Here is a 24,952-nt window from a genome sequence, read left to right on the forward strand (position 1 = left end):
GTCACCTCCGGTTGCCCTGACGCGCACGCCAGAGTTGATAGATCAGCACGAAGGCGTAGACGAAGCCACCAAGCGCCATCAGATCGAACAGCGCGCGCACACGCAGGCTCAGGCCATACTCGGCCCCGATCAGCGTGGCGAGGATCCAGAGAACCCCCGTCCCGGCGATCACCAGCGCGGCCTTGCGCCCCATGCGCGCGATATGTGCATCCTGCTGCGACATTGCCCTTCATGCTCAATTCGCTTGACCCTTGCCGCCAGCGGCGAGGGCTTTCGCCTGTTCCACCCAGTTGTCGCGGCTCACCCGGCCCTTGAACCCCTTGAGGTTCTCATCGACCCAGTCCACCTCGGTCGCGGTCCAAGCCGCGATTTGGTCGAAATGATAAATGCCCAACTCGTGGCAAAGCTTTTCCAGCTTCGGCCCGACACCCTTGATGCGCGTCAGGTCATCCGCCTTGCCGTCCCTGGGTGCGCTCAGCAGCTCGGGGCGGGTGCCGGTCTCGGCGTTGCCTTCATCTCCGACACCAGGGGCCATGGGCTCACCATAGTGCCAGGCCCCCTTGCGCGCGGACAGCTCTTCCTCGCCCTTCAGCAGCGTGCCCGACTTCACCGCAGGCGCCGCCGTTTCAGAAACGGCCGCTATGGCCACGCTTGCCGTCGGTTCCGCCGCCGGCGCGGACCGCTCGTCGGTTTCGTCCGGCGCCTTGTAGCCGGTGCAGATCAGCCTCCCGAACACAAGCCCGAGAAACACCGCGAAAGCCACCCCAAGCAGCAACGCGGCGACGAAACCGACCGCACCCGTAGCAGACCAGAGCACCGCCAGGCCGGCAATCGCGGACAGGCCCCAGCAAACGAGCTGGCAAGTGCTTAGTTTCGACGTGTCGGACATGTCTCTCTCTCCCGTTGGCTCTCAGGCGGACCGTCTCAATCGGCGCCGCCTTTCTTGACCCCGGCGGAAAACTCCGTCTCCTTGCCCTCGGCCAGCAGTTTCGCCTGCTCGACCCAGTTGTCGCGACTGACCCTTCCCTTGAACCCTTCAAGGTTCTGGTCCACCCAACTGACTTCTTCCTCCGTCCATCTGGCGATCTGGTCGAAATGGTAGAAGCCGAGCGCGTTGCACAGCTTTTCCAGTTTCGGACCGACGCCCTTGATCTTCGTCAGATCGTCCGCCTTGCCTGCGCGCGGCGCGGCCAGAGCCTCGGGCCGCTTGGCCTCGGTCGGGGCGACCTTCGGGGCCTCGGCCTTCGCCTCCGTCTTCACCGGCTCGTCGTTGAGCTTGACCGAGGATGGCGCGGGCTTGTGATTGGCTCCTTTCTCGCGCCATGGCGCGAGGATCGGCACCTCGGTGCCGTCGATACGCTTGACGGTTTCACCCAGATCAACGGCGCGCTGCGCGCTGGCGTTATACTGCGCGCGCCCGCTCTCGAAATCCCTGAGGCTGGTCAGCCCCGATTTCGGTTCGGCGGCGTAGCGGCCATTCTGCGGACCCGGCACAGCCACCTTGCCTGCGGCCAACTCGTCGATGATCTCCGCGAACCGCTCGGCGGTCAGGTCCTCATAATAATCCTTGCCGATCTGTGCCATCGGCGCGTTGGTGCAGGCCCCCAGGCATTCCACCTCTTCCCACGAGAACTTGCCATCCTCCGATAGCTGGAACGGCCTCGGCGCGATCTTGTCCTTGCAGACCGCGATAAGGTCCTCGGCGCCGCAAATCATGCACGTCAACGTGCCGCAAATCTGAAAATGTGCCAAGCTGCCAACTGGTTGGAGCTGGAACATGAAATAGAACGTGGCCACTTCGAGCGCGCGGATATAGTCCATGCCCAGCCGGTCGGCCACATGTTCGATCGCCGGGCGGCTCAGCCAGCCCTCCTGCTCCTGCGCGCGCCAGAGAAGCGGGATGATCGCGCTCGCCTGTCGCCCCTCGGGATATTTGCTGATCTGCGCCTCGGCCCACTCCTGATTGGCAGGGGTGAATGCAAAGCTCTCGGGCTGCTCGTGGTAAAGACGGCGTAGCATCTCAGGCACAGGCTCCTGTGGTCAGTTTCACGCCACCGCCAGGCAGCCGCTCGGCCCCTCCGGTGGACAGGTAACGGCCGGTGATGTCGAGAAGCTGCTGGCGCACCAGCCCCGTCTGCATCTCCATGGCCAGAAAATCGCCCTCGGTGACGAGGGTGCAGTCGAGACTTTTCGCCGCCTCCTCGTAGCGGGTCAGGTCGTCGCGCGTCGTGCCCTCTGGCGGCACGACACAACCTGCCACCAGAGCAAGCGCAACGAGCGAGACGCCACCCGCGCGAGAAAGGCGCGGCGTGGTCACCTGTCGATCTCCCCGAACACGACATCCAGAGAACCGATGATCGCCGCCACATCCGCGAGTTGATGCCCCTTGGCGACATGATCCATCGCCTGCAGATGCAGATAGCCCGGCGCGCGCAGCTTGGCGCGATAGGGCCGGTTGCTGCCATCGGCCACCAGGTAGACGCCAAACTCGCCCTTGGGGGCCTCGACGGCGGCATAGACCTCGCCTTCGGGGACGTGAAAACCCTCGGTATACAGTTTGAAGTGATGGATGAGCGCCTCCATCGAGGTTTTCATCTCGGCGCGCGACGGCGGCGTGATCTTGCCCCGCGCAAGCACATCGCCCTGCCCCTCGGGCGCGCGCAGCTTGGCAATCGCCTGATGGATGATCCGCAGCGATTGGCGCATCTCCTCCATCCGGCAGAGGTAACGATCATAGCAATCGCCGTTCTTGCCCACCGGAATGAGGAATTCGAACTCGTCATAGCATTCATAGGGCTGCGCGCGGCGCAGATCCCACGCCATGCCAGAGCCGCGCACCATCACGCCGCTAAAGCCCCAATCCAGCGCCTCCTGCTGCGTGATCACGCCGATATCGGCATTGCGCTGCTTGAAGATGCGGTTCTCGGTCAAAAGCCCGTCGAGATCGTCGAGCACGCGCGGAAATTCGTTGGCCCAGGTCTCGATGTCGTCGATCAGAGCGGGCGGCAGGTCCTGATGAACGCCGCCGGGGCGGAAATAGGCGGCATGGAGCCGCGCCCCGCAGGCACGCTCATAGAACACCATCAGCTTCTCGCGCTCCTCGAAGCCCCAGAGCGGCGGGGTCAGCGCGCCCACATCCATCGCCTGCGTGGTGACATTGAGCAGGTGATTGAGGATGCGGCCGATTTCCGAATAGAGCACGCGGATAAGGCTCGCGCGGCGCGGCACCTGCGTTCCGGTAAGCCGTTCGATGGCCAGGCACCAGGCATGTTCCTGGTTCATCGGCGCCACATAATCGAGCCGGTCGAAATAGGGCAGGTTCTGGAGATAGGTTCGGCTCTCCATCAGCTTTTCGGTGCCGCGATGCAGCAGGCCGATATGCGGATCGCAGCGTTTAACCAACTCGCCGTCCAGCTCCAGCACCAGGCGCAAAACCCCATGGGCAGCAGGGTGTTGCGGGCCGAAGTTGATGTTAAAATTGCGGATCCTCTGCTCGCCGGTCTGAGCGTCTGCGAAGTTGGAACCGTCCATCATTCCCGCCCTCCATAAAGCTTGTCCCGGAAGGCCATCACCCAGAGCAGGATCAGCGCCCCGAGAGGAATGATCGAGAACAGCGCCAGCCAGTTTGGAATGCCATATTGCGGCAGAAGCCGCCAGAACGGGATCACCACAAGCGCGGCGAAAACCAGCATCATGATCAGGCCACCCATGCCCATCCCCATGCCCATGCCATAGTTCGCGCCCATCACTTCGCCTCCTTCTCGTCACCCGGAAGGATGTACTCGGCCCCTTCCCAAGGCGACATGAAATCGAATTGCCGATACTCCTGCACCAGGCTCACCGGCTCATAGACCACGCGCTTCTGCACCTCGTCATAGCGCACCTCGGTGTAGCCCGTGGTCGGGAAATCCTTGCGCAGAGGATGCCCGCGAAAGCCGTAATCGGTCAGGATGCGCCGCAGGTCCGGGTGGCCCGAGAACAAGATGCCGAACATGTCGAACACCTCGCGCTCGAACCAGTTGGCCGACGGATGCACACCGGTGAGCGAAGGCACCATGTCCTCTTCGCGCGCCGCGACGCGCAGGCGGATGCGGTGGTTTTGATACATGCTGAGCAAGTGATAGACAACGTCGAACCGCTTGGGCCGTTCGGGGTAATCGACCGCCGTTATGTCCACCAGCGTGGAAAAGGCACAGTTCTGGTCAGTCTTGAGAAACTCCACCAGCCCGGCGATGTTCGAGAGCGCCACATCGACGCTCAGCTCGCCATGTGCGACCTCCCAGCCCAGCACGCAATCGCGGCGCTTCAGCTCGATATATTCGCCAAGTTCCTTCAATGCATTGCTCATCTGACAATCGTCCCTGTCCGGCGAATCTTGCGTTGCAATTGCAGGATGCCATAGACCAGCGCCTCGGCAGTGGGCGGGCAGCCCGGCACATAGATATCCACCGGCACGATCCGGTCACAGCCGCGCACGACGCTGTAGCTGTAATGATAATAGCCGCCACCATTGGCACAGGAACCCATGGAAATCACATAGCGCGGCTCTGGCATCTGGTCGTAGACTTTGCGCAGCGCCGGGGCCATCTTGTTCGTCAGCGTGCCGGCCACGATCATCAGGTCGGACTGGCGCGGGCTTGCGCGCGGCGCGGTGCCATAGCGTTCAAGGTCATATCGCGGCATCGATGTGTGCATCATCTCGACCGCACAACACGCTAGACCGAAGGTCATCCAGTGCAGCGATCCGGTGCGCGCCCAGTTGACGATATCCTCGGTCGAGGTCAGCAGAAACCCTTTGTCCTGCAACTCCCGGTTAAGCGCCTGCGTCGCGACCTCGCGGTCCGGCCCGGCGGTGTTGGCCCCCGTCATCACTGCCATTCCATCGCTCCCTTGCGCCATTCATAGGCAAAGCCCGCAGTCAGTATCGCCAGAAACACCATCATCGACCAGAACGCCGCCATACTGAGATCCGCGAAGGCCACCGCCCATGGAAAGAGCATGACAATTTCCAGATCGAAGATGATGAACAGGATCGACACAAGATAGAACCGCACGTCGAATTTCATCCGCGCATCGTCAAAGGCATTGAAGCCGCATTCATAGGCGCTCACCTTTTCGGGGTCGGGGTTGCGCACGGCGATGACGACAGCGGCAAGGATGAGGACAAGGCCCAGACCGATGGCAACGGCCAAGAGGATCAGAATGGGAAGATATTCCCTCAGCATCTCTTCCACGGGATGGCTCCTTTCATGCGCGCGCCGGGCGCGCATCAAGATGGCTGCATACTTCTTCGGGGTTTAAACCTGCCCCATCACGCGGTCAACCGAGGGCAGGACGGATTAACCACCGCAACAGCGCGATTTTCGCAGTTTGCATGCAACGGCATGCGGTATTCACGCACAATTGGCCAAGGATTCTGACCGCCCGCGCCGCGCCGCGGCAAATCCGCGCGACTCAGGGACGCTGCCAGCGCGGCCTGCGTCGTTCGAAGAAGGCGGCGATGCCTTCAGGGGCCTCCTCGCCCGCCCAGGTCTCGGCCAGCGCGCCGATGGTGGCGGCGATCACCTCGTCGTCGATGCGCGGCCCGAACCCGCGCAACAGCGCCTTGGCCTGCGCCACCGCCCCCGGCGCGCAGTCGAGATAGGGCGCGACCTCGGCCTCGACGGCCGCATCAAGATCTGCCTCAGGCACCTCCCGCGCCAGTAGCCCCAGCCGCACGGCCTCTGCCGCATCGAACCGGCGGCCCGACATGAAGACCCGCCGCGCCATCGCCTCGCCCATGCGCGCCGCCACATAGGGTCCGATGGTGGCCGGGATCAGCCCCAGCCGCGTTTCGGTCAGCGCGCAGAGCACATGATCGGCCCCCACCGCCACGTCGCAGACACTCATCATCCCCACACCACCGCCAAAGGCATTGCCCTGCACCCGGCCGATCAGCGGCTTGGGCAGCGTATTGAGCGCCTGAAGCATATGCGCCAGCTTGCCTGCCTCGCGGCTCCGCGTCACGGGATCGGCACTGAGTTGCTCGCGCATCCAGCCCAGATCACCGCCCGCGCAGAACGTCCTGCCGCGCGCCGCCAGCACCACCACACGCACGCGCGAATCGGCACCAAGCGCCTCTGCCGCCGCGTGCAGTTCGGCGATCATCTGAGCCGAGAGCGCATTATGCTTCTCCGCCCGGTCAAGCGTGAGCGTCGCAACTCCGCGCGCGTCCCTCTCGATACTGATTGTCTCGGTCATCTGTCCCCTCCCCGAATCGCCCGCGCCATCGCCGCCGCGCGCGACAGCACATCCGGGTTCAGCCCGGTCTCGTAGCCAAGCGACACCAGCCGTTCGTGCACTGCCTCGGTCGCCACGTTGCCGGCGGCACCCGGCGCATAGGGACATCCCCCCAACCCCCCCACGGCGGCGTCGAAGACCCGCAGGCCGCGCCCAAGCGCCACCTCGATATTGTCGAGCGCGCGGCCGCCGGTATCGTGAAAATGCCCCGCCAGCCGCTCCGCCGGCACGGACTCGCAGACCGCCGCGAGCATGACATCAACCGCCTCGGGCGCCGCCCGCCCAATGGTGTCGCCAAGGCTGATCTCGTAGCAGCCCATCTCCCACAGGCTCTCGGCCACCCGCACCACCTGTGCCGGGTCAACCGGCCCGTCGTAGGGGCATTCGACCACGCAGGACACATAGCCGCGCACCCGCAGCCCTTCGGCCCCCGCCGCCTCCATCACCGGGGCGAACCGCGCGAGGCTCTCGTCGATCGTGGCGTTGATATTGGCGCGTGAAAACCCTTCTGACGCCGAACCAAAGATCGCCACCTCGTCTGCCCCCGCCTCCAGCGCGTCCGTCAGCCCGCGCATATTGGGCGTCAGCGCGGCATAGCGCACACCGGGCGCGCGCGAGATTCCACGCAGCACCTCGGCGCTGTCGGCCATCTGCGGCACCCATTTCGGGCTGACGAAACTCGCCACCTCGATGCGCGAAAACCCCGCTTCGCTCAGCAGGTCCACCAGCGCGATCTTGTCGCGCGTGGCGATGCGCCGTTTCTCGTTCTGTAACCCGTCGCGCGGACCGACCTCGAAGATCTCGACCGTCCCGGTCATGGCTATTCCTCCGGCACAGGGTAGAAATCCCGCGCATAGATATCCTGCTCCCCGTCACGCGCCTTCGCCCGTCCGTAGGCGGGTCGCGCGCGCAACCGCTCCCAATAGGCCATAAGGCGCGGGTAGGCGTCCAGATCGACGTAATAGCGCGCCAGTTCGAACCCGTAGCCGAACATGATATCCGCCGCCGAGAAGCCCGAGGGCAACAGGTAGTCCCCGGCCATCCGCGCCTCCATCGCCGCCAGCGCCGCCCTGAGTCGCGCATTCAGAAGCTTCACGACCGGCACCGAGGGCTTCGCGGGCGGGCGCAGAAAGACAAGGTTCAGGTTGAGATTCTCCAGCAGACAGCCCACCGTTTCGGCATAGCTCAGCATCTCCAGCCAGTGCGCCCGCCCGGCGCTTCCCGGCGCAGGCATCAGCCCCGCCTCCGGGTAGGTCTCGCACAGCATCTGCACGATGGCGCCACTCTCGAACCACACGGCCCCCTCATGCTCCAGCACCGGCACGCGGCCAGCGGGCGAGAGCGCCAGAAACTCCGGGCTGCGCATTGACCCGTCGCGGATCGAGTAATAGGCCACCTCGTAATCGAGTCCGATCTCCTCCATCAGCCACAGCACCCGGAACGACCGCGCCAGCGGCACATGATGCAGCCGGATCATTCCCCCGCCTCCAGCCGCACCAGCGCGGCCCCCGCGCTCACCTGATCGCCCGCGCGCGCCAGCACCTCGGCCACCACCCCGTCGCGCGCCGCAAGCAAACCATGCTCCATCTTCATCGCCTCCAGCACCGCCAGCCGGTCGCCCTTGGCCACCACCTGCCCGGGCGCGGCAAAGACCGCCTTTACCACCCCCGGCATCGGCGCCTCGATGATGTCGGCATCCGCCCCCGCCGCGCCCTCGCGGTCGAGCGGATCAATCAGATCGAAGCTCAGCCCAAACCCGGCAAAGACCGTCACCCGCCGCCCGTCCACCGCCACCGGCGCGGCAGGCTCCCCGTCCAGCCGCCACAGGCCGCCCACGCGCCGCGCCTCGACGCGCACCGCGCCAATCTCCACGTCATGCGCCCCGCTTGAGAGCGTGGTGAGCCGCGCCACGATCTCCTCGCCGCCCTGCATCAGCCGCACCTCACGCGAGAGCGGCTGCCAGAGCGCAAACCCCGCCGCCTCCGGTGCGCCCTCCAGCAGGTCAAGGCCCGCCAGCACCGCCAGCGCCACCTCGCGCGGTCCCGGTTCCGGCACCACCACCAACGTGTCAATGTCGCGCGCGATCAGCCCGGTATCGACCTCGCCGCGCGCAAAACCCTCGTGCTGTGCCAGCGCGCCCAGAAAGGCAAGATTCGTCACCGTCCCCGCCACCTCCGTGCGCTCCAGCGCCGATGACAGCCGCCGCAGCGCCACGGCGCGCGTCGGCCCATGAGTGATCACCTTGGCGATCATCGGATCATACCAGGGGCTGATCTCGTCGCCGGCCCGCACGCCGCTATCGGCGCGGCAACCCGCCGGAAAGGCCAGATGCGCGAGCCGCCCCGTTGCGGGCAGAAACCCCTTGGGCACATCCTCGGCATAAAGCCGTGCCTCGAAGGCGTGACCATTGATTGCCAGATCCTCCTGGCGCGCGGGCAAGCCCTCGCCCGCCGCCACCCGCAACTGCCATTCCACCAGATCGACGCCGGTGATCGCCTCGGTCACCGGATGCTCCACCTGAAGACGCGTATTCATCTCCATGAACCAGAAGCGGTCGGGCCGCAGCCCATCCGCACCATCAACGATGAACTCCACCGTGCCCGCACCGCTATAGCCGATGGCCTCGGCCGCACGCACTGCCGCCCCGCCCATGGCCGCGCGCATCTCAGCGGTCATGCCCGGCGCCGGGGCCTCCTCGATCACCTTCTGATGACGGCGCTGCAACGAGCAATCGCGCTCGAACAGATGCACCGCGCGGCTGCCGTCGCCAAACACCTGCACCTCTATATGCCGGGGTTTCTGAATGTATTTCTCGATCAGCACGTCGGCATTGCCAAACGCGGTTCTCGCCTCCCCCTTGGCGCTCTCCAGCGCCTCCATGAAGACCTCCGGCGCCTCCACCAACCGCATGCCCTTGCCGCCACCGCCCGCCACGGCCTTGATCAGAACCGGATAGCCGATGGCATCCGCCGCCCCCGCCAGATGCTCAGGGTCCTGATTGGCCCCGTGATAGCCCGGCACCACCGGCACACCCGCCTTTTCCATCAGCGCCTTGGCGGCATCCTTGAGGCCCATTGCCCGAATGGCCGCCGCGGATGGCCCGATAAAGACCAGCCCCGCCGCCGCCACCGCCGCGACGAAATCGGGGTTCTCGCTCAGAAATCCATAACCGGGATGGATCGCGCCGCAGCCCGTTTCCAGCGCCGCCGCGATGATCGCCTCCCCGCGCAGATAACTCTCGGACGGGGCCGCCCCGCCGATCCACACCGCCCGGTCGGCGAGCGCCACATGCGCCGCCCCGCGGTCGGCGTCGGAATAGACCGCCACCACCTCGACGCCCATGGCCTGCGCCGTGCGCATCACGCGGCACGCGATCTCGCCCCGGTTGGCCACCAGAATCCGCTCAAACATGGCGCGCTCCCCTGCTTTCATCGTTCTTCAAATACTCAAATTCCGACATCACCACCCTCACATCCGGAAGACGCCAAAGCGCGTCTCCTCCACCGGCGCGTTGAGCGCGGCCCGCAAACTAAGGCTGAGCACATCGCGGCTTTTCCTCGGGTCGATCACGCCATCATCCCAGAGCCGCGCGCTGGCATAAAGCGGATGCGCCTGCCGCTCGAACATCTCGACCGTGGGCCGCTTGAACGCCTCCTCATCCTCGACCGACCACGCCTCGCCGCGCTTTTCCATCGCGTCGCGCTTGACCGTGGCCAAAACCCCTGCCGCCTGCGCGCCGCCCATCACCGAGATCCGCGAATTCGGCCAGGTCCACAGGAAACGCGGTTGATAGGCCCGCCCCGCCATCCCGTAATTGCCCGCGCCAAAAGAGCCGCCCACCAGCATGGTGATCTTGGGCACGCTTGTAGTGGCCACCGCCGTCACCATCTTGGCCCCGTGCCGCGCGATACCTTCGTTTTCGTATTTGCGCCCGACCATGAAGCCGGTGATGTTTTGCAGAAATACCAGCGGTATGCGCCGCTGGCTGCACAATTCGATGAAATGCGCGCCCTTGGCGGCGGCCTCCGAAAAGAGCACGCCATTATTGGCCACGATCCCCACCGGGCAACCCGTCACATGGGCAAAGCCCGTCACCAGAGTCTCGCCGAACCGCGCCTTGAACTCGTCGAAACGGCTGCCATCGACCAGCCGCGCGATCACCTCGCGGATATCGTAGGGCGTGCGCAGATCGGCAGGCACCACGCCAAGGATTTCCTCGGGATCATAGGCAGGCTCCTCGGGTGCCTCGAACCGGATGGCGGGTTCCGCCCCGCCCCCCAGATTTCCCACCGCGCGCCGCGCCAGGGCCAGCGCGTGCCCGTCATCCTCGGCCAGATAATCGGCCACCCCCGAGAGGCGCGTGTGCACATCGCCCCCGCCCAGATCCTCGGCTGTCACCACCTCGCCCGTTGCCGCCCTGACCAGCGGCGGACCGGCCAGAAAGATCGTGCCCTGATCCCGCACGATGATGGTGACATCGCTCATCGCGGGCACATAGGCCCCGCCGGCAGTGCAACTGCCCATCACCACGGCGATCTGTGCGATACCTTTCGCGCTCATCCGGGCCTGATTGTAGAAAATGCGCCCGAAATGATCGCGGTCGGGGAACACCTCGTCCTGATTGGGCAGGTTCGCGCCGCCCGAATCCACCAGATAGATGCAGGGCAGATGACACTCCTCGGCGATCTCCTGCGCGCGCAGATGTTTCTTGACCGTCATCGGATAATAGGTGCCGCCCTTCACGGTGGCGTCATTGCACACCACCATGCAGTCGCGCCCCATCACGCGCCCCACGCCCGCGATCACCCCGGCGCAAGGGGCCGCACCGTCATACATGCCATGCGCCGCGATCGCCCCCACCTCCAGAAACGGGCTGCCGGGATCGAGCAGCCCCGCCACCCGCTCGCGCGGGAGCATCTTGCCACGCGACAGATGCCGCGCGCGCGCGCCCGCGCCGCCGCCCTCGGCGGCCCGTTCCGCCGCCTCCGCAATCCCGCGCAGCGCGTCCAGATGCGCCGCGCGATTGGCGGCAAAGCCTTCCGACGACGGCAGGGCCGATGATTTCAGACGCATGGCTGTCGCTCCTCTCCAACCGATACTGTTGCAATTTTGCCGCGGCGCAGCACAGCGGGCCGAACTTGATTCACGTCAAAGTGACTTGACGCAACCCGCGCCATACCGGGGCGTGTCAGAACAAGAGTGGATAGACCATGACCAAGATTACCGCCCTCACCCTCGCCGCCCTCATGGCCTCGACCGCCGCCCCCGCGCTCGCGCAGTCCAAGGGCGACATCACCCTCGGCCTCGGTCTTGGCTGGGTCGAACCGAGCCAGAATTCCAACACGCTCGCCGGCAAGGTCGATGTCGATGGCAACCTGCGCCCGACGCTCACGGTGGAATATTTCATCGCCGACCGCATCGGCATTGAACTTCTCGCCGCCTGGCCCTTCCAGCATGACGTGAACCTGCAAGGCGCGGGCAAGGTGGCCGAGGTCAAGCACCTGCCGCCCACCCTCTCGCTGCAATATCACTTCGTCAACGCCAGCCCGATTACGCCCTTCGTCGGTGCGGGTATCAACTACACCTATTTCTTCGATGAGACCGGCAAGGGCGCTCTTGCGGGCGTGAATGTCGATCTCGACGATAGCTGGGGCCTCGCGCTTCACGCCGGACTTGACTACGCGATTTCCGAACGCGCAGCCCTGCGTGCCGACATCCGCTATATCGACATCGAAACCGATGTGAAGGTGGGTAGCGCCGATATCGGCAAGGTCAAGATCGACCCTTGGGTGTTCAACATCGCCTATGTAATGAAATTCTGATCTCTCCCCTCCCGAGAGCAGAACCATGGGGCCGGTCATCGCACCGGCCCTTTTTTATTGATGGCCAGTGTGCCCACACGCCCGGTCATGCGTTCGCCTCCGCCGCCGCGCGCGCCTTCAATTCCTTACGGATCACCTTGCCCGTGACCGTCATCGGCAACGCATCCAAAAACGCAATTTCCCTTGGGTAGGAATAGCTTGCAAGGCGCTCCTTGACATGAGACTGCAACTCTTTCGCCAGCACCTCTGACGGGTTGACGCCCGCACGCAGCACCACATAGGCCTTGACGATCTCGGTGCGCAGGGGATCGGGCTTTCCCACCACGCCTACCGTCGCCACCGCCGGATGCGTCAGCAGGCAATCCTCGATCTCCGCCGGGCCGATCCGGTAGCCGGCGGAGGTGATCACGTCATCCTCGCGCCCCACGAACCGGATATACCCGTCCTCGATCACCCCCCGGTCGCCCGTCACCAGCCAGTCGCCGCGAAACTTTTCCGCCGTCTCGCGCGGTTTTTTCCAATATTCCAGCATCATGGAGGCCGATCCTCGCCTGACCGCGATATCGCCCTCGCCCGGCACCTCGTGCCCTTCGGCGTCGATCACCGCCACCGCGTGCCCCGGCACGGCCCGCCCGAGACAGCCCGGCACCGGGCTGAAGAGGGCAGCGCAGGACGTGGCCACCATGTTGCACTCGGTCTGCCCGTAAAACTCGTTGATGGTAAGGCCAAACGCCTGCCGCCCCCAGTCGAGCATCTCGGCCCCCAACGGCTCACCGCCGCTCGCCACGCTCCGCAGGTCTTCGATCCGCGCGCCCTCGGCCTTCAGCATCCTGAGCGCCGTGGGGGGGAAAAATACATTTCTGACAGCGCCTTCCCGCATGACCCTCAGGCACTCCGCGACTCCGAATTTCGCCATCCGCGCCGCCACCACCGGCACGCCGATCGCCAGCCCCGGCATCAGCACATCGAACAGCCCGCCGATCCAGGCCCAGTCGGCCGGCGTCCAGAGGCAATCGCCCGGCTGCCCCAGGAAATCATGGCTCAACTCCACCCCCGGCAGGTGCCCCGTCAACACCCGATGCGCATGCAGCGCGCCCTTGGGGCTGCCGGTGGTGCCGCTGGTATAGATCAGCACCGCAGGCTCGTCCGCGCCCGTGTCCACCGTCTCGAACAGCCCCTCGGGCAGCGTCTCGGCCTCGGGCACCAGCGTGGCCACCTCGGGCATCGCGGCGAGCAGCCCCACGCCCTCGGCATCGGTCACCACCGCGCGCGCGCCCGCATCGCCCACGCGGCTCAAGAGCGCGTCCTGCTTGAAGAGTTTGAACAAGGGAATTGAAATCGCGCCGATTTTCCAGATCGCGATATGCGCCACCGCACACCAGGCACCCTGAGAGCGCAACACCCCCACCCGGTCGCCGCGCATCACGCCGCGCGCCACAAGCCCCAGCGCCAGCCGGTCCGCCATGGCGCGCAAGGCGCCATAGCTCACCTCCCGCGCGCCTTCGCCCGAAAGATCTCGAATTGCCAGACGGTCCGGCGCGCGCGCCGCCCAGTCGTCACAGACCTGCGCCGCCATGTTGAGCCGCTCTGGGATGTCCCAGCCAAACCCGTCGCACAGCGCCTCATAGGAAGCGCGTCGCAGCAAGGGCCGCATCTCCATCACACCTCCTCCCGTCGGTCCGCGACCCGCCCGAACCGGTCCACGAAATATTCCACACGCCCGCCCGCCTGCGGCACACAGGCCACCACCAGCCACAGGCCCGCGCTCGACGCCGGGGTAGCGGCGCAATCGCTGAGCCGCGCCTCCCCGCCCGTCTCGGCCACATAACGCGCGGCGATCCGCTCGATCACATCGGTCTCGGTCGTGTTCAACGCCCGCAGGCCCATGAGCAGCCCCAACACGCCAGCCAGCCCGACCAGCCCCGCCAACGGCAAAAGGAGATGCCGCGCCATCGTTTCATGCCTCCGGTCGGACTGTGCGCAGATCACGCCCTCTCATGCCATCGCCGCCGTCAACTCGCGTCCGATCAGCATCCGCCGGATCTCGGACGTGCCCGCGCCGATCTCCATCAGCTTCGCGTCGCGGAACAGCCGCGCGACGGGCGCATCGTTGAGGAACCCCGCGCCGCCCATGGCCTGCACCGCCTGATGCGCTTGCACCATCGCCTGCTCGGAAGCATAGAGACAGCAGGCCGCCGCATCCTGCCGCGTGACCTCGCCCCGGTCACAGGCCTTGGCCACCTCGTAAACATAGGCCCGCGCCGAATTCATGGCCGTATACATGTCGGCGATCTTGCCCTGCATCAGCTGGAATGACCCGATGGGTTGCCCGAACTGCCTGCGCGTCGAAACATAAGGCATGACCTCGTCCAGACAGGCCGCCATGATCCCGGTGCCAATGCCCGCCAGCACTACGCGTTCGTAATCGAGGCCCGACATGAGCACGCGCACGCCGCGCCCCTCCTCGCCCAGGACGTTCTCGAAGGGCACCTCGACATCCTCAAAGATCAACTCGGCGGTGTTGGAGCCGCGCATCCCCAGCTTGTCGAAATGCGGGCTGGTGCTGAAACCCTTCATGCTTTTCTCGATCAGGAACGCCGTGATACCCCGGCTGCCCGCCGCCGGGTCGGTCTTGGCATAGACCACAAGCGTATCGGCATCCGGCCCGTTGGTGATCCAGTATTTGTTGCCATTCAGCCGGTAATGGTCGTTGCGCCGCTCGGCGCGCAGGCTCATCGAAACCACGTCGCTGCCCGCCCCGGCCTCGGACATCGCAAGCGCACCCACATGCGCGCCGCTGACCAGCCCCGGCAGATATTTCGCCTTTTGCGCGTCATTACCGTTGAGCTTGATCTGATTGACGCAGAGATTGGAATGCGCGCCATAGCTGAGCGAGACCGAGGCCGAGGCGCGCGCAATCTCCTCCACCGCGACCACATGGGCGAGATAGCCCATCCCCGCGCCGCCATGTTCCTCGGGCACGGTGATGCCCAGAAGGCCCAGTTCGCCCATCTCGGGCCAGAGTTCCGGCGGAAAGGCATTGTCGCGGTCAATCTGCGCAGCCATCGGCTTCACCCGCTCCTGCGCCCAGCGATGCACCATGTCGCGCAAGGCGTTCACGTCCTCGCCCAGATCAAACGTCATCACCGCATTGAACATCGCGCCATCCCTCCCCGGCCCGGTTATTGAACAGATGTTCATTTATAGGCACGAAGCCGGCGCCGCGTCAATCCCGTGCAATCGAGGGGCGCAGGATCACAGCACGAAAATCCCCCGCGCGTCAGACGGCGGGGGGCATGTCTTGCAGGGGCTGGCGCCGATCCTACTGGTCGAGGAAGGACCGCAGCTTCCTTGAGCGGCTGGGATGCTTGAGCTTGCGCAGCGCCTTGGCCTCGATCTGCCGGATACGCTCGCGCGTCACGCTGAACTGCTGGCCCACCTCCTCAAGCGTGTGATCGGTGTTCATGCCGATACCAAATCGCATCCGCAGAACCCGTTCCTCACGCGGGGTAAGCGAGGCCAGAACCCGCGTTGTCGTCTCCTTGAGGTTGTCCTGAATGGCGCTGTCGAGGGGCAGGATGACGTTCTTGTCCTCGATGAAATCGCCAAGCTGGCTGTCTTCCTCGTCGCCGATGGGCGTCTCGAGCGAAATCGGTTCCTTGGCGATCTTCATCACCTTGCGGACCTTTTCCAGCGGCATTTGCAGCTTTTCGGCCAGTTCCTCGGGCGTGGGCTCGCGCCCGATCTCATGCAGCATCTGACGTCCGGTGCGCACCAGCTTGTTGATGGTCTCGATCATATGGACGGGAATGCGGATCGTGCGCGCCTGATCCGCGATGCTGCGGGTGATCGCCTGCCGGATCCACCAGGTCGCATAGGTCGAGAACTTGTAGCCGCGGCGATACTCGAACTTGTCCACCGCCTTCATCAGGCCGATATTGCCTTCCTGAATGAGATCAAGGAATTGCAGGCCGCGGTTGGTGTATTTCTTGGCAATCGAGATCACAAGACGAAGGTTGGCCTCCACCATCTCCTTCTTGGCCTGCCGCGCCTCCTTTTCGCCCTTCTGGACCTGATTGACGATGCGGCGGAATTCGCTGATGTCGAGACCCACATATTGGCCCACCTGCGCCATGTCGGCGCGCAGCTCCTCGACCTTGTCACGGCTACGCTCCAGGAACATCTGCCAGCCGCGCCCTGATTTGCGTGTCATGTCATCAAGCCAGTTGGGGTCAAGCTCGCGCCCGCGATAGGCCTCGATGAATTCAGAGCGGTTGATCCGCGCCTGATCGGCCAGCTTCACCATCGCCGAATCGATCTGCATGATGCGGCGGTTGATGCCGTAAAGCTGATCGATCAGCGCCTCGATCCGGTTGCTGTGCAGATGCAGCGAATTGACCATTTCCACAATCTCGGAGCGCAGCGTCTGATAGATTGCCTCCTGATCGGCCGAGAACAACGCATGCTCGTTCAACGTGGCCGATATGCGGCTGTCCTGCATGTCGCTCAGCCGCGCGAAATCCTCTGCGATGCGGTCGAGCGTGTCGAGCACGCGCGGCTTGAGCGCGGCCTCCATCGCGGCCAGGCTCATGTTGGCCTGCTCGTCGTCTTCCTCGTCCTCCTCGCGGTGGATCGGGTTGCCATCGGCGTCAAATTCTTCGTCTGCCCCGTTGCGCACCGTTCGAGACGGCGGGGTGCTCACATTGGCGGCCAACACCGGCTCGCCCGCCTCCTCGCCCGGCTGGTTGCCAAAGGTCGCCTCGAGGTCGATCACGTCACGCAGCAGGATATCCTCACCCAGAAGCTCGTCGCGCCAGATGGTGATGGCCTGAAAGGTCAGCGGGCTTTCACAAAGCCCCGCGATCATCGTGTTGCGGCCCGCTTCGATGCGCTTGGCAATCGCGATCTCGCCCTCGCGGCTGAGCAACTCGACGCTGCCCATTTCGCGCAGATACATGCGCACCGGATCATCCGTGCGGTCGAGCTTTTCCTCTTTCCCCGAGCCGAGCGTGATCTCGCCGCGCCGCCCGATCTCGGCGATCGCGGTCGAGCGCCCGTCTTCCTCCTCGGCATCTTCTTCCTCAATGATGTTGATGCCCATTTCCGAGAGCATCGACATCACGTCCTCGATCTGCTCGGACGAGACCTGATCGGGTGGCAGAACCTGATTGAGTTGGTCGTAGGTGATAAAGCCTTTTTCCCGCGCCTCGGCGATCATCCGTTTGACCGCGGCCTGCGACATGTCGAGCGAAACATCGGCATCCTGCTCGTCGGGCTTGTGGTCGTCGGTATCCTTGGCGGCCATGCGCATCTCCTTGACGTTTGCGGGCGGGGTGATTCGCTAAGGCGAATCAATAGCGCGATCAGATGATTCGCACACCCGTCTACCCGGTATTTCCCTTGTCTTCCTCACCAAAATTCCTCAGCGTGGCGCTTTGCCCATGCCCAGCCGGTCAAGAAGGGCGGCAAATTCCGCCCGCTCCTCACGGTTGAGCCGCGCGCCATTCTCACTCGTTTCATATTCCGTCCGGTCCTCCTGCTGGCTTCGGATCGCACGGTTGCGCGCCTCCGCCGCCTGCCTGAGCCGCCATGTCACCGTCTCGTCGGCCAGCCCCTCGATGTCTTCGACCGCCTCGCGCAATTCGTCCTCGATGCCCTTGCCCGCGCTCAGTTTGGCGAATTCCTCGCGCAGGGTCTGCGCGGCGCGCCCGGCATCCCCGCGATGACGAACCGGCGGTGATATCGCGACGTGGGGCAGGCGCATGAGCTTTTCAAGAGGGCCATCGCCGATTTCCGCCGCGATCTGCGCGCGCAGCGTCTCGGCACCGGCATGGGCATGGCGCAGGATCGCCCCACGCAGGGCCGCGTGCTCGGGGTCGCGACACTCCATCCGTTCGATCTGCGGCTCGAAGTCCTCGGCCAGCTCGGGGCAGGACAGGAGCGCGGCAAGGATCACCGCTTCGCGCAGCCGCATCGCCTCGGCAGGGTCCGCCGACACCAGGGCCGAGGATTTCGTGCTGGCACGGGCGTTTTCGGGAGGTTGCCACCGGCCCTTGCGCGCACCGGGTTGCGGCGCGGGAGACACGCGGCGCGGATTGAAAAGCTGCCAGCGCAAATCCTTGAGTTCGCGCTCGTAGAACCCACGCACCGACGGATCGCGTATCCGCCCGGTCGCCTCGCGGCAGACCCGTTCAAGCGCCGCCTTGCGCTCGGGGCTGTCGAAATCGCGCCCCTCGGTTTCGCGCCGCCACAAAAGCTGCACCATCGGCTGCGCGTCGTCGATCAGCGCCTGCATCGCCCGCGCGCCGCCCGTGCGCAGCAGGTCGTCGGGGTCCTTGCCCTCGGGCATCAGCACGAAACGCAGCGATTTCCCGGCCTCCAGCAGCGGCAGCGCCAGATCGACCACGCGTTCGGCCGCCCGCAGCCCTGCCTTGTCGCCGTCGAGCGCGATCAGCGGCTCGTCGGCCATGCGCCACAGCATCTGCACCTGATATTCGGTCACAGCCGTGCCCAGAGGGGCCACCGCCGCCTCGAACCCGCCCGCCACCAGCGCGATCACGTCCATATAGCCTTCGGCCACGATCAGCGGCTGCCCCTTGCCAGCCGCCTCGCGCGCGGGGCCGTGATTGTAGAGTGTGCGGGACTTGTCAAACAACTCGGTCTCGGGCGAGTTGAGGTATTTCGCGTTGTCGTTCGGATCCATCGCCCGCCCGCCAAAGGCGATGCAGCGCCCACGCGCGTCGCGGATCGGAAACATGATGCGGTTGCGGAACACGTCATAGGGCTTGCTGCCCCTGTCGCTCTCCCTTGCCAGCCCGCAGGCGAGGATCAGATCGGGGGCCACGCCCTTGCCCGTCAGGTGATCCCACAGCCCCTGCCAGCCGTCCGGGGCAAAGCCCAGCTCGAACCGCTCCTGCACCTGCGGCGCCAGAGCGCGGCCCTTGAGATAGTCCCGCGCCGCCGCCCCGGCACCTGCGCGCAGTTGCAGGCCGAAATATTTGACCGCCTGCTCCATCACCTCGGTCAACTGCCCGCGCCGGTCGGCCTTGACCTGCGCCTGAGGATCGCGCTCGGGCATCTGCATTCCGACCTCGGCAGCCAGGATGCGCACGGCCTCTATGAACTCCACATTCTCAGTCTCGCGGACAAAGGAAATCGCGTCGCCCTTGGCGTGACAGCCAAAGCAGTAATAGAATCCCTTCCGGTCATCGACATGAAAAGACGCGGTTTTTTCCTGATGAAAGGGGCATGGAGCCCAGAGATCGCCCTTGGCCGGATTGGATTTGCGATTGTCCCACATGACCTTGCGGCCCACGACCTGCGCGATGGACAGGCGCGATTGCAATTCGTCGAGGAATCCGGGTGGCAGGCTCATGCCCTATATATCGGCCTAGGGCGCGTGGCTGTCCAGTGGTTCACTGCGTCTCGCATTGCGTGACCCAGGACCCGGCCACATCCTTTTGAAGATCGGCTTGGGGCAATTCGTAGACCCAATCCACAAGCGGTTGCACGGCCGGGGCGAAGGGTGCATTCGCCGCGCCCAGACCGGCGGTGATGTCGGCCTTGGCCGCATCTGCCCCCTGCCCCGCCTTGCGCGCCTCGACGGCGGCGGCGACGATCTCGCCCGTGGGCGCGCAGATCGGATTCTGCGCCGTGGCAGCCATGGGCAAGGCAACGAAAAAGCAGGCGAAAAGCGCGCGCATATTGGGTCTCCGGCTCTGGTCCGGTGCCACTCTAGGCGAAAATTCCGGCGCTGTCAGCGCCCCTTTGCCGGGGAAGTCCGCCGCGCCGCGACCCGCGTCATGGCGGCGGCCATCTCGTGCACCAGCGTTCCGGCCATGGATCGGAACCCCATGATTTCATAAGCCTCCGCCTCAACCCTCGTGATCGCCGCCGCCATATGCCCCAGATCGCTGCGCGCGGTCTGCCCCACGCCAAAGATGCTCTCGCGCAGATCAAGCGGCGTGAGCCGCGCCAGCACGTCACCCGCCCCGGCCCCTTCCAGCCGCAGCACCGCCCAGCCGTCGGACTGATCGGCAAGCGCGGCATGATCGGCCAGCCCCGCCCCCGGTGCGACCCCGATCAACAACGCCAGATCCAGCCCGAACCACTGCACCCGCGCAGCACCTTGCGCGATCACCTGCCCCGGTGCGGGCCAGCCCAGCCCCTGCGCGCCGAGCATGGCCGCCACCGCCGCCGCCTGCCCCTTGTAGGGCGCGACAGACGTTATCGGTCCCAAGGCGATTTCCGAGAGGCGCAGCGCACCCGCCGCCACCGGCACCAGCCCCGCGCAGGGGCTTTTCTCCACCAGATCAGCCACGCATCCGCCCTCCCTCGGGATCGACCCAGCCAGGCGCGCAGACCTCGCAGATCGTGACCGAGCCGCGCAGATGATCGACCGCGCGCACCCGCTCGCCGATCCGCGCCCGCCCCCGCGCAAGGAAGCCGAGCGCGATCACATGCCCCAACGTGGGCGAATAGCAGGCGCTTGTCACATAGCCCCGGTCATTGGCGCTCACCGCCTCGGCCCCCTCATCAAAGAGATGCGCCCCGGCCAGGATTTCCTTGATTTCACCGACGGGTTTCAACCCCACCAACTGCTCGCGTCCCTCCTCCATCAGCCCCGGACGCGACGCCGCTGCCCGGCCGACAAAGTCCTTTTTCGTGCTCATCACCCCCTGCATCCCGATGTCGAAGGCCGTCACCCGGCCATGGATCTCGGCATGGGTGATGAACCCCTTCTCGATCCGCAGCACATTGAGCGCCTCCATCCCGTAGGCCCCGCCGCCCATTGCCTCGGCCCGCGCCACCAGCAGATCGGAAAGCGCGGCACCAAAGCGCGCGGGCACGGCGATCTCATAGCCCAGCTCGCCCGAAAACGAGATACGGAAAAGCCGCGCCGCAACCGCGCCGATACGCACCTCGCCAAAGCCCATGAAGGGCAGGTCCGGCACCTCATCAAGCACACCTGCCAGCACGTCGCGCGCGTTCGGTCCCGCCACGGCGAATTGCGCCCACTGTTCCGTGACAGAGATCGCGCGCGCGTCCAGATCAGACCGCAGCACCTGAGCCGCGAAATCAAGATGTCGCATCACCTGCCCCGCCGCCGCGGTGGTGGTGGTCACAAGGTAATGCGCCGCGCCCAACCGCGCGCAGGTACCGTCATCCATCACATGCCCGTCCTCGCGCAGCATGAGGCCATAGCGCACGCGACCCTCTGCCAGCTTCGACATGGCATTGGTGTAGACGAAATCCAGAAACCGCGCGGCATCAGGGCCTTGCACGTCGATCTTGCCAAGAGTGGAGACATCGCAGACCCCCACCGACTGCCGCACCATCGCAACCTCCCGATCGCAGGACTGCCGCCAATGCGTCTCTCCCGCTCGCGGAAAATAACTCGGGCGATACCACAGCCCCGCCTCGATCATCGGCGCGCCGCGCACGACGCTCGCGCCATGCGAGGTGGTCAGCCGCTCGGGCGCGAACCCCTTGCCGCGCGCGCCTGCCCCCATGGCCGCGACGGGAACCGGAACATAAGGCGGGCGAAAGGTCGTCGTGCCGGTCTCGGGGATCGTGCGCCCGCTCGCCGCCGCCAGCACGGCAAGGGCGGCCACGTTGGAATTCTTGCCCTGATCGGGGGCCATCCCTTGCGTGGTGTAGCGCTTCATATGCTCGACCGAGCGGAAATTCTCTTTTGCTGCCTGCACCACATCCTTGACCGTCACATCGTTCTGGAAATCGAGCCAGGCCCGCCCCCGCCCCGGCACCTGCCAGAGCGGCAGGATGTCATAGCGCCCGTCCTGCGCCGGGGGGGCGGTGATATTCGGCACGGGCAAACCAAGATCGCGCGCGGCGCGCAGTCCCGCCTCCAGCCCGCTCGCAAGACAGGCCCGGGTCGAGAACCGCCCCGCCGCCGCCCCGGCCACCTCCATCCCCGGCACCGCGCCCTCAGGCGCGAGAAAGGCGGCAAGGCTCTCGTCCCATACGGGTCGCGCGCCCATGTGACAGGCCAGATGCACCGTCGGGTTCCACCCGCCCGACACCGCAAGACAATCGGCGGCGAGCCGCACTTCGCCTTTGGCCGTGGCCACCATCACCGCCTCCAACCCGCGCCGCCCGCTTGTGCCGGTCACCTGCGCCCCCGCATAGAACGGCACATCAAGCGCGCACTCCACCCCGGTGCGCGCATCAACGAGCGCCGCCACATGCACGCCTGCGCCCTGCAAATCCGCCACCGTGCGATGTGCGCCGTCATTATTGCCAAAGACCACGGCCGACTGCCCCGGCGCCACGCCCCAGCGGTTGAGATAGGCGCGCACAGCCCCCGCCATCATCACGCCGGGCCGGTCATTGGCGGCAAAGGCCACCGGCCGTTCCAGCGCCCCCGAGGCCAGCACCGCGCGCCGCGCCACGATCCGCCAGAAACAGCCCTTGGGCGCGCCGTGCCGCGCCGCCATCCCCGGCGCGCTGCGCTCGAACGCGCCATAGGTGCCGCCGTCATAGGCCCCGGTGACAGAGGTGCGCGTCATGATCCGCACATTCGGGCGCGCCGCCAGATCGCGTGCCAGCCCCGCCGCCCAATCCGCGCCCTCAATCCCGTCCACCTCCTCGGCCTCGGCCAGAAGCCGCCCGCCTGGGGCCAGATCCTCCTCGGCCAGGATCACATCCGCCCCCGCCTCCGCCGCCGCCCATGCCGCCATCAGCCCCGCAGGCCCCGCCCCGATCACCAAGAGATCGCAATGGGCATAGGCGCGCTCATGGCCATCCTCGGCGGCCACGCCCGACAGCGCCCCCAGCCCCGCCGCGCGACGGATCGCCGGCTCATAAACCCGCTCCCAGAAGGCGCGCGGCCACATGAAGGTCTTGTAATAGAACCCCGCTCCAATGAAGGGCGCCATCAGGTCATTCACCGCCAGCACGTCAAACCCGAGCGAGGGCCAGCGGTTCTGACTGCGCGCCTCCAGCCCCTCGTGCATCTCCACAACGGTCGCGCGCTGGTTGGGGGCCTGCGCCGCACCGCGCCCCAGCGTCACAAGCGCATTCGGCTCCTCGCTGCCCGCCGTCATGATGCCGCGCGGGCGGTGATACTTGAAGGACCGCGCCACCATACGCACCCCGTTGGCCAGAAGCGCCGAGGCCAGCGTATCGCCCGCAACCCCCTCATAGCCCTGCCCGTCAAAGCTGAACCGCAGCACCCGGCTGTGATCGATACCGCGCCCCTTGCCGTCGATCCTCATGCGCCCGCTCCCTCGCCCGCGAGCCGCGCGCCGCGCACCTCGTGACGCACCGTATCGCGTGTGACCACGAGCCAGCCGCCGCAACCTTGCCCGTGATACCAAAGCTCCTCGGTCTGTCCCGCCGGGTTGTCGCGGTTGTGCAGGTAGTCATTCCAGTCAGGCCCCCAGTCGCCGCCGTCGGGCCGCGCCAGAGCCGCGCCCATATGGCTGAACTCCCGGATATCGCGCGCGCCGCAGAGCGGACAGGGAAGCCTCATCGCGCCTGTTCCTTCATCGTTCTGAAAATACTCAATTCTCCACCCTTTCCACACGCCTCAATGCAGGTTGTGCTGGCTGCCTGTGCCTTCTTCGTCCATCAGCCCGCGCCCGGTGGCGAAGCGGTCGAGACGAAAGCGCGCGGCGACCGGGTGCGGCGTTCCGGTGGCAATGAGATGCGCGGTCACATCGCCAGAGCCGGGCACCGCCTTGAACCCGCCATAACACCAGCCGCAATTGACGATCAGCCCCTCCACATGGGTGCGGTCAATGATCGGAGAGCCGTCGGGCGACATGTCCATGATCCCGCCCCAACTGCGCAAAAGCTGCGCGTTGCCGATCATCGGCATGAGCGCAAGCCCCGCCTCCATCACATGCTCGGCCATGGGCAGGTTGCCGCGCGCGGCGTAAGAGGCGTAGAAATCCAGATCGCCGCCAAAGACCAGCCCGCCCTTGTCGGACTGGCTGATATAGAAATGCCCCATGCCGAAGGTCACGACGTGATCAAGGCAGGGCTTCAGCCCCTCGGTGACGAAAGCCTGGAGCACATGGCTCTCGATCGGCAGGCGCATTCCGGCCATCGCCGCCACCTGGCTGGAGCGGCCCGCGACGATCATCGCCACCTTGCCTGCGCGAATGGCCCCGCGCGTGGTCTGCACGCCGGTAACGCGACCGTCCGCGATGTCGATGCCCGTGACCTCGCAATTCTGGATCAGGTCGACGCCGCGCGCGCTTGCCCCCCGCGCAAAGCCCCAGGCCACCGCGTCATGGCGCGCGGTGCCCGCGCGGCGCTGCAAGAGGCCGCCATGGATCGGAAAGCGCGCGGATTCGAAATCGAGGAACGGCACCATCCGGCGCACGCCCTCGCGGTCGAGAAGTTCCGCATCGTCGCCCTGATTTCGCATGGCGTTGCCGCGCCGGGCGAAGGCGTCGCGCTGGCCATCGGAATGGCACAGGTTGAGCACGCCACGCTGGCTCATCATCACGTTGTAGTTAAGCTCCTGCTCCAGCCCCTCCCAGAGCCGGAGCGAATGGCTGTAGAATTCCGAATTTCCCGGCAAGCCATAATTGGCGCGCACGATGGTGGTGTTGCGCCCCACATTGCCGCCGCCGAGATACCCCTTTTCCAGCACCGCCACATTGGTGATCCCGTGCCGCGCGGCAAGGTAATAGGCCGTGGCCAGCCCATGCCCGCCGCCGCCGATGATCACCACCTCATAGCGATCCTTAGGCGTGGCGTCGGCCCAATGCGCCTGCCAACCGCGATTGCCGGTCAACCCTTCCTTCAGTATTCGCAGCGCCGAGAACCGCATGTTGCCTCCGTGCCAGAGCGCGCCTTGCCCCGTCTTAACAACAGCG

25 protein-coding genes are annotated in these 24,952 nt (G+C 65.7%); 1 reads left to right on the forward strand and 24 read right to left on the reverse strand.

Annotated features, from left to right (window positions below; translation table 11 throughout):
- Position 1: 1 nt before the first annotated feature.
- The 14 genes from KAK09_RS01530 to KAK09_RS01595 all read right to left on the reverse strand — a co-directional run bounded on the left by KAK09_RS01530 (position 2) and on the right by KAK09_RS01595 (position 11,352).
- Positions 2–223 (reverse strand): DUF5337 domain-containing protein, encoded by a 222-nt coding sequence (locus KAK09_RS01530; protein WP_210877066.1) that lies wholly within the window; start codon positions 221–223, stop codon positions 2–4.
- Positions 224–235: 12 nt separating this feature from the next.
- Complete coding sequence (locus KAK09_RS01535) at positions 236–889, reverse strand: NADH:ubiquinone oxidoreductase (protein ID WP_210877067.1); 654 nt, start codon at positions 887–889, stop codon at positions 236–238.
- 35 nt (positions 890–924) lie between these two features.
- Positions 925–2,019, reverse strand: a complete 1,095-nt coding sequence (nuoE, locus tag KAK09_RS01540) for an NADH-quinone oxidoreductase subunit NuoE (RefSeq protein ID WP_210877068.1) — start codon at positions 2,017–2,019, stop codon at positions 925–927.
- Between the two features lies 1 nt (position 2,020).
- Positions 2,021–2,317, reverse strand: a complete 297-nt coding sequence (locus tag KAK09_RS01545; protein WP_210877069.1) for a hypothetical protein — start codon at positions 2,315–2,317, stop codon at positions 2,021–2,023.
- Complete coding sequence (locus KAK09_RS01550) at positions 2,314–3,531, reverse strand: NADH-quinone oxidoreductase subunit D (protein ID WP_210877355.1); 1,218 nt, start codon at positions 3,529–3,531, stop codon at positions 2,314–2,316. Before KAK09_RS01550 ends, KAK09_RS01545 begins: the two co-directional genes overlap by 4 nt.
- Positions 3,531–3,746: a hypothetical protein gene (locus KAK09_RS01555; protein WP_247650996.1), complete on the reverse strand. Its 216-nt coding sequence runs from the start codon at positions 3,744–3,746 to the stop codon at positions 3,531–3,533. Before KAK09_RS01555 ends, KAK09_RS01550 begins: the two co-directional genes overlap by 1 nt.
- Positions 3,746–4,348: an NADH-quinone oxidoreductase subunit C gene (locus KAK09_RS01560; protein ID WP_210877070.1), complete on the reverse strand. Its 603-nt coding sequence runs from the start codon at positions 4,346–4,348 to the stop codon at positions 3,746–3,748. The genes KAK09_RS01555 and KAK09_RS01560 overlap by 1 nt, the downstream gene beginning before the upstream one ends.
- Positions 4,345–4,878, reverse strand: a complete 534-nt coding sequence (locus KAK09_RS01565; RefSeq protein WP_210877071.1) for a NuoB/complex I 20 kDa subunit family protein — start codon at positions 4,876–4,878, stop codon at positions 4,345–4,347. Before KAK09_RS01565 ends, KAK09_RS01560 begins: the two co-directional genes overlap by 4 nt.
- Positions 4,869–5,234 (reverse strand): NADH-quinone oxidoreductase subunit A, encoded by a 366-nt coding sequence (locus KAK09_RS01570; RefSeq protein ID WP_210877072.1) that lies wholly within the window; start codon positions 5,232–5,234, stop codon positions 4,869–4,871. Before KAK09_RS01570 ends, KAK09_RS01565 begins: the two co-directional genes overlap by 10 nt.
- 220 nt (positions 5,235–5,454) lie before the next feature.
- Positions 5,455–6,240 (reverse strand): crotonase/enoyl-CoA hydratase family protein, encoded by a 786-nt coding sequence (locus KAK09_RS01575; protein ID WP_210877073.1) that lies wholly within the window; start codon positions 6,238–6,240, stop codon positions 5,455–5,457.
- Positions 6,237–7,097 (reverse strand): hydroxymethylglutaryl-CoA lyase, encoded by an 861-nt coding sequence (locus KAK09_RS01580; RefSeq protein ID WP_210877074.1) that lies wholly within the window; start codon positions 7,095–7,097, stop codon positions 6,237–6,239. The genes KAK09_RS01575 and KAK09_RS01580 overlap by 4 nt, the downstream gene beginning before the upstream one ends.
- Positions 7,098–7,099: 2 nt before the next feature.
- Positions 7,100–7,756 carry a glutathione S-transferase family protein gene (locus KAK09_RS01585; RefSeq protein ID WP_210877075.1) on the reverse strand — a complete coding sequence of 219 codons (657 nt, stop codon included), beginning with the start codon at positions 7,754–7,756 and terminating at the stop codon, positions 7,100–7,102.
- On the reverse strand, positions 7,753–9,690 hold the full coding sequence (locus KAK09_RS01590; protein ID WP_210877076.1) for an acetyl/propionyl/methylcrotonyl-CoA carboxylase subunit alpha: 1,938 nt from the start codon (positions 9,688–9,690) through the stop codon (positions 7,753–7,755). The genes KAK09_RS01585 and KAK09_RS01590 overlap by 4 nt, the downstream gene beginning before the upstream one ends.
- A gap of 57 nt (positions 9,691–9,747) precedes the next feature.
- Complete coding sequence (locus KAK09_RS01595; protein ID WP_210877077.1) at positions 9,748–11,352, reverse strand: carboxyl transferase domain-containing protein; 1,605 nt, start codon at positions 11,350–11,352, stop codon at positions 9,748–9,750.
- Positions 11,353–11,489: 137 nt separating this feature from the next.
- On the opposite strand from KAK09_RS01595, the gene KAK09_RS01600 reads away from it, so the two are divergent.
- Positions 11,490–12,101 carry an OmpW/AlkL family protein gene (locus KAK09_RS01600; protein ID WP_210877078.1) on the forward strand — a complete coding sequence of 204 codons (612 nt, stop codon included), beginning with the start codon at positions 11,490–11,492 and terminating at the stop codon, positions 12,099–12,101.
- A gap of 85 nt (positions 12,102–12,186) precedes the next feature.
- Here the strand turns inward: KAK09_RS01600 and KAK09_RS01605 are convergent, their stop codons facing one another.
- The 10 genes from KAK09_RS01605 to KAK09_RS01650 all read right to left on the reverse strand — a co-directional run bounded on the left by KAK09_RS01605 (position 12,187) and on the right by KAK09_RS01650 (position 24,906).
- A complete protein-coding gene (locus tag KAK09_RS01605) occupies positions 12,187–13,761 on the reverse strand; it encodes an AMP-binding protein (protein WP_418895508.1) in 1,575 nt (524 codons plus the stop codon).
- Complete coding sequence (locus KAK09_RS01610) at positions 13,761–14,054, reverse strand: hypothetical protein (protein WP_210877079.1); 294 nt, start codon at positions 14,052–14,054, stop codon at positions 13,761–13,763. The genes KAK09_RS01605 and KAK09_RS01610 overlap by 1 nt, the downstream gene beginning before the upstream one ends.
- Positions 14,055–14,096: 42 nt before the next feature.
- The gene (locus KAK09_RS01615; RefSeq protein WP_210877080.1) at positions 14,097–15,260 is read right to left on the reverse strand and encodes an isovaleryl-CoA dehydrogenase; all 1,164 of its coding nucleotides are present in this window, start codon (positions 15,258–15,260) and stop codon (positions 14,097–14,099) included.
- 163 nt (positions 15,261–15,423) lie between these two features.
- Positions 15,424–17,406 carry an RNA polymerase sigma factor RpoD gene (rpoD, locus tag KAK09_RS01620; RefSeq protein WP_210877081.1) on the reverse strand — a complete coding sequence of 661 codons (1,983 nt, stop codon included), beginning with the start codon at positions 17,404–17,406 and terminating at the stop codon, positions 15,424–15,426.
- Positions 17,407–17,523: 117 nt separating this feature from the next.
- A complete protein-coding gene (gene dnaG, locus KAK09_RS01625) occupies positions 17,524–19,476 on the reverse strand; it encodes a DNA primase (RefSeq protein ID WP_210877082.1) in 1,953 nt (650 codons plus the stop codon).
- Positions 19,477–19,516: 40 nt separating this feature from the next.
- The gene (locus tag KAK09_RS01630; protein WP_210877083.1) at positions 19,517–19,804 is read right to left on the reverse strand and encodes a DNA primase; all 288 of its coding nucleotides are present in this window, start codon (positions 19,802–19,804) and stop codon (positions 19,517–19,519) included.
- 53 nt (positions 19,805–19,857) lie between these two features.
- Entirely contained in the window at positions 19,858–20,421 is a 564-nt protein-coding gene (locus tag KAK09_RS01635; protein ID WP_210877084.1) for a sarcosine oxidase subunit gamma family protein, read from the reverse strand.
- Positions 20,414–23,338: a sarcosine oxidase subunit alpha family protein gene (locus KAK09_RS01640; RefSeq protein WP_210877085.1), complete on the reverse strand. Its 2,925-nt coding sequence runs from the start codon at positions 23,336–23,338 to the stop codon at positions 20,414–20,416. The genes KAK09_RS01635 and KAK09_RS01640 overlap by 8 nt, the downstream gene beginning before the upstream one ends.
- Positions 23,335–23,595, reverse strand: coding sequence for a sarcosine oxidase subunit delta (locus KAK09_RS01645; protein ID WP_210877086.1), 261 nt, complete (start codon positions 23,593–23,595; stop codon positions 23,335–23,337). The genes KAK09_RS01640 and KAK09_RS01645 overlap by 4 nt, the downstream gene beginning before the upstream one ends.
- Before the next feature lie 57 nt (positions 23,596–23,652).
- Positions 23,653–24,906 carry a sarcosine oxidase subunit beta family protein gene (locus KAK09_RS01650; protein ID WP_210877087.1) on the reverse strand — a complete coding sequence of 418 codons (1,254 nt, stop codon included), beginning with the start codon at positions 24,904–24,906 and terminating at the stop codon, positions 23,653–23,655.
- Between the last annotated feature and the right edge of the window lie 46 nt (positions 24,907–24,952).

This window comes from Roseovarius autotrophicus (genome assembly GCF_018069895.1).
Taxonomy (GTDB): Bacteria; Pseudomonadota; Alphaproteobacteria; order Rhodobacterales; family Rhodobacteraceae; genus Roseovarius; species Roseovarius autotrophicus.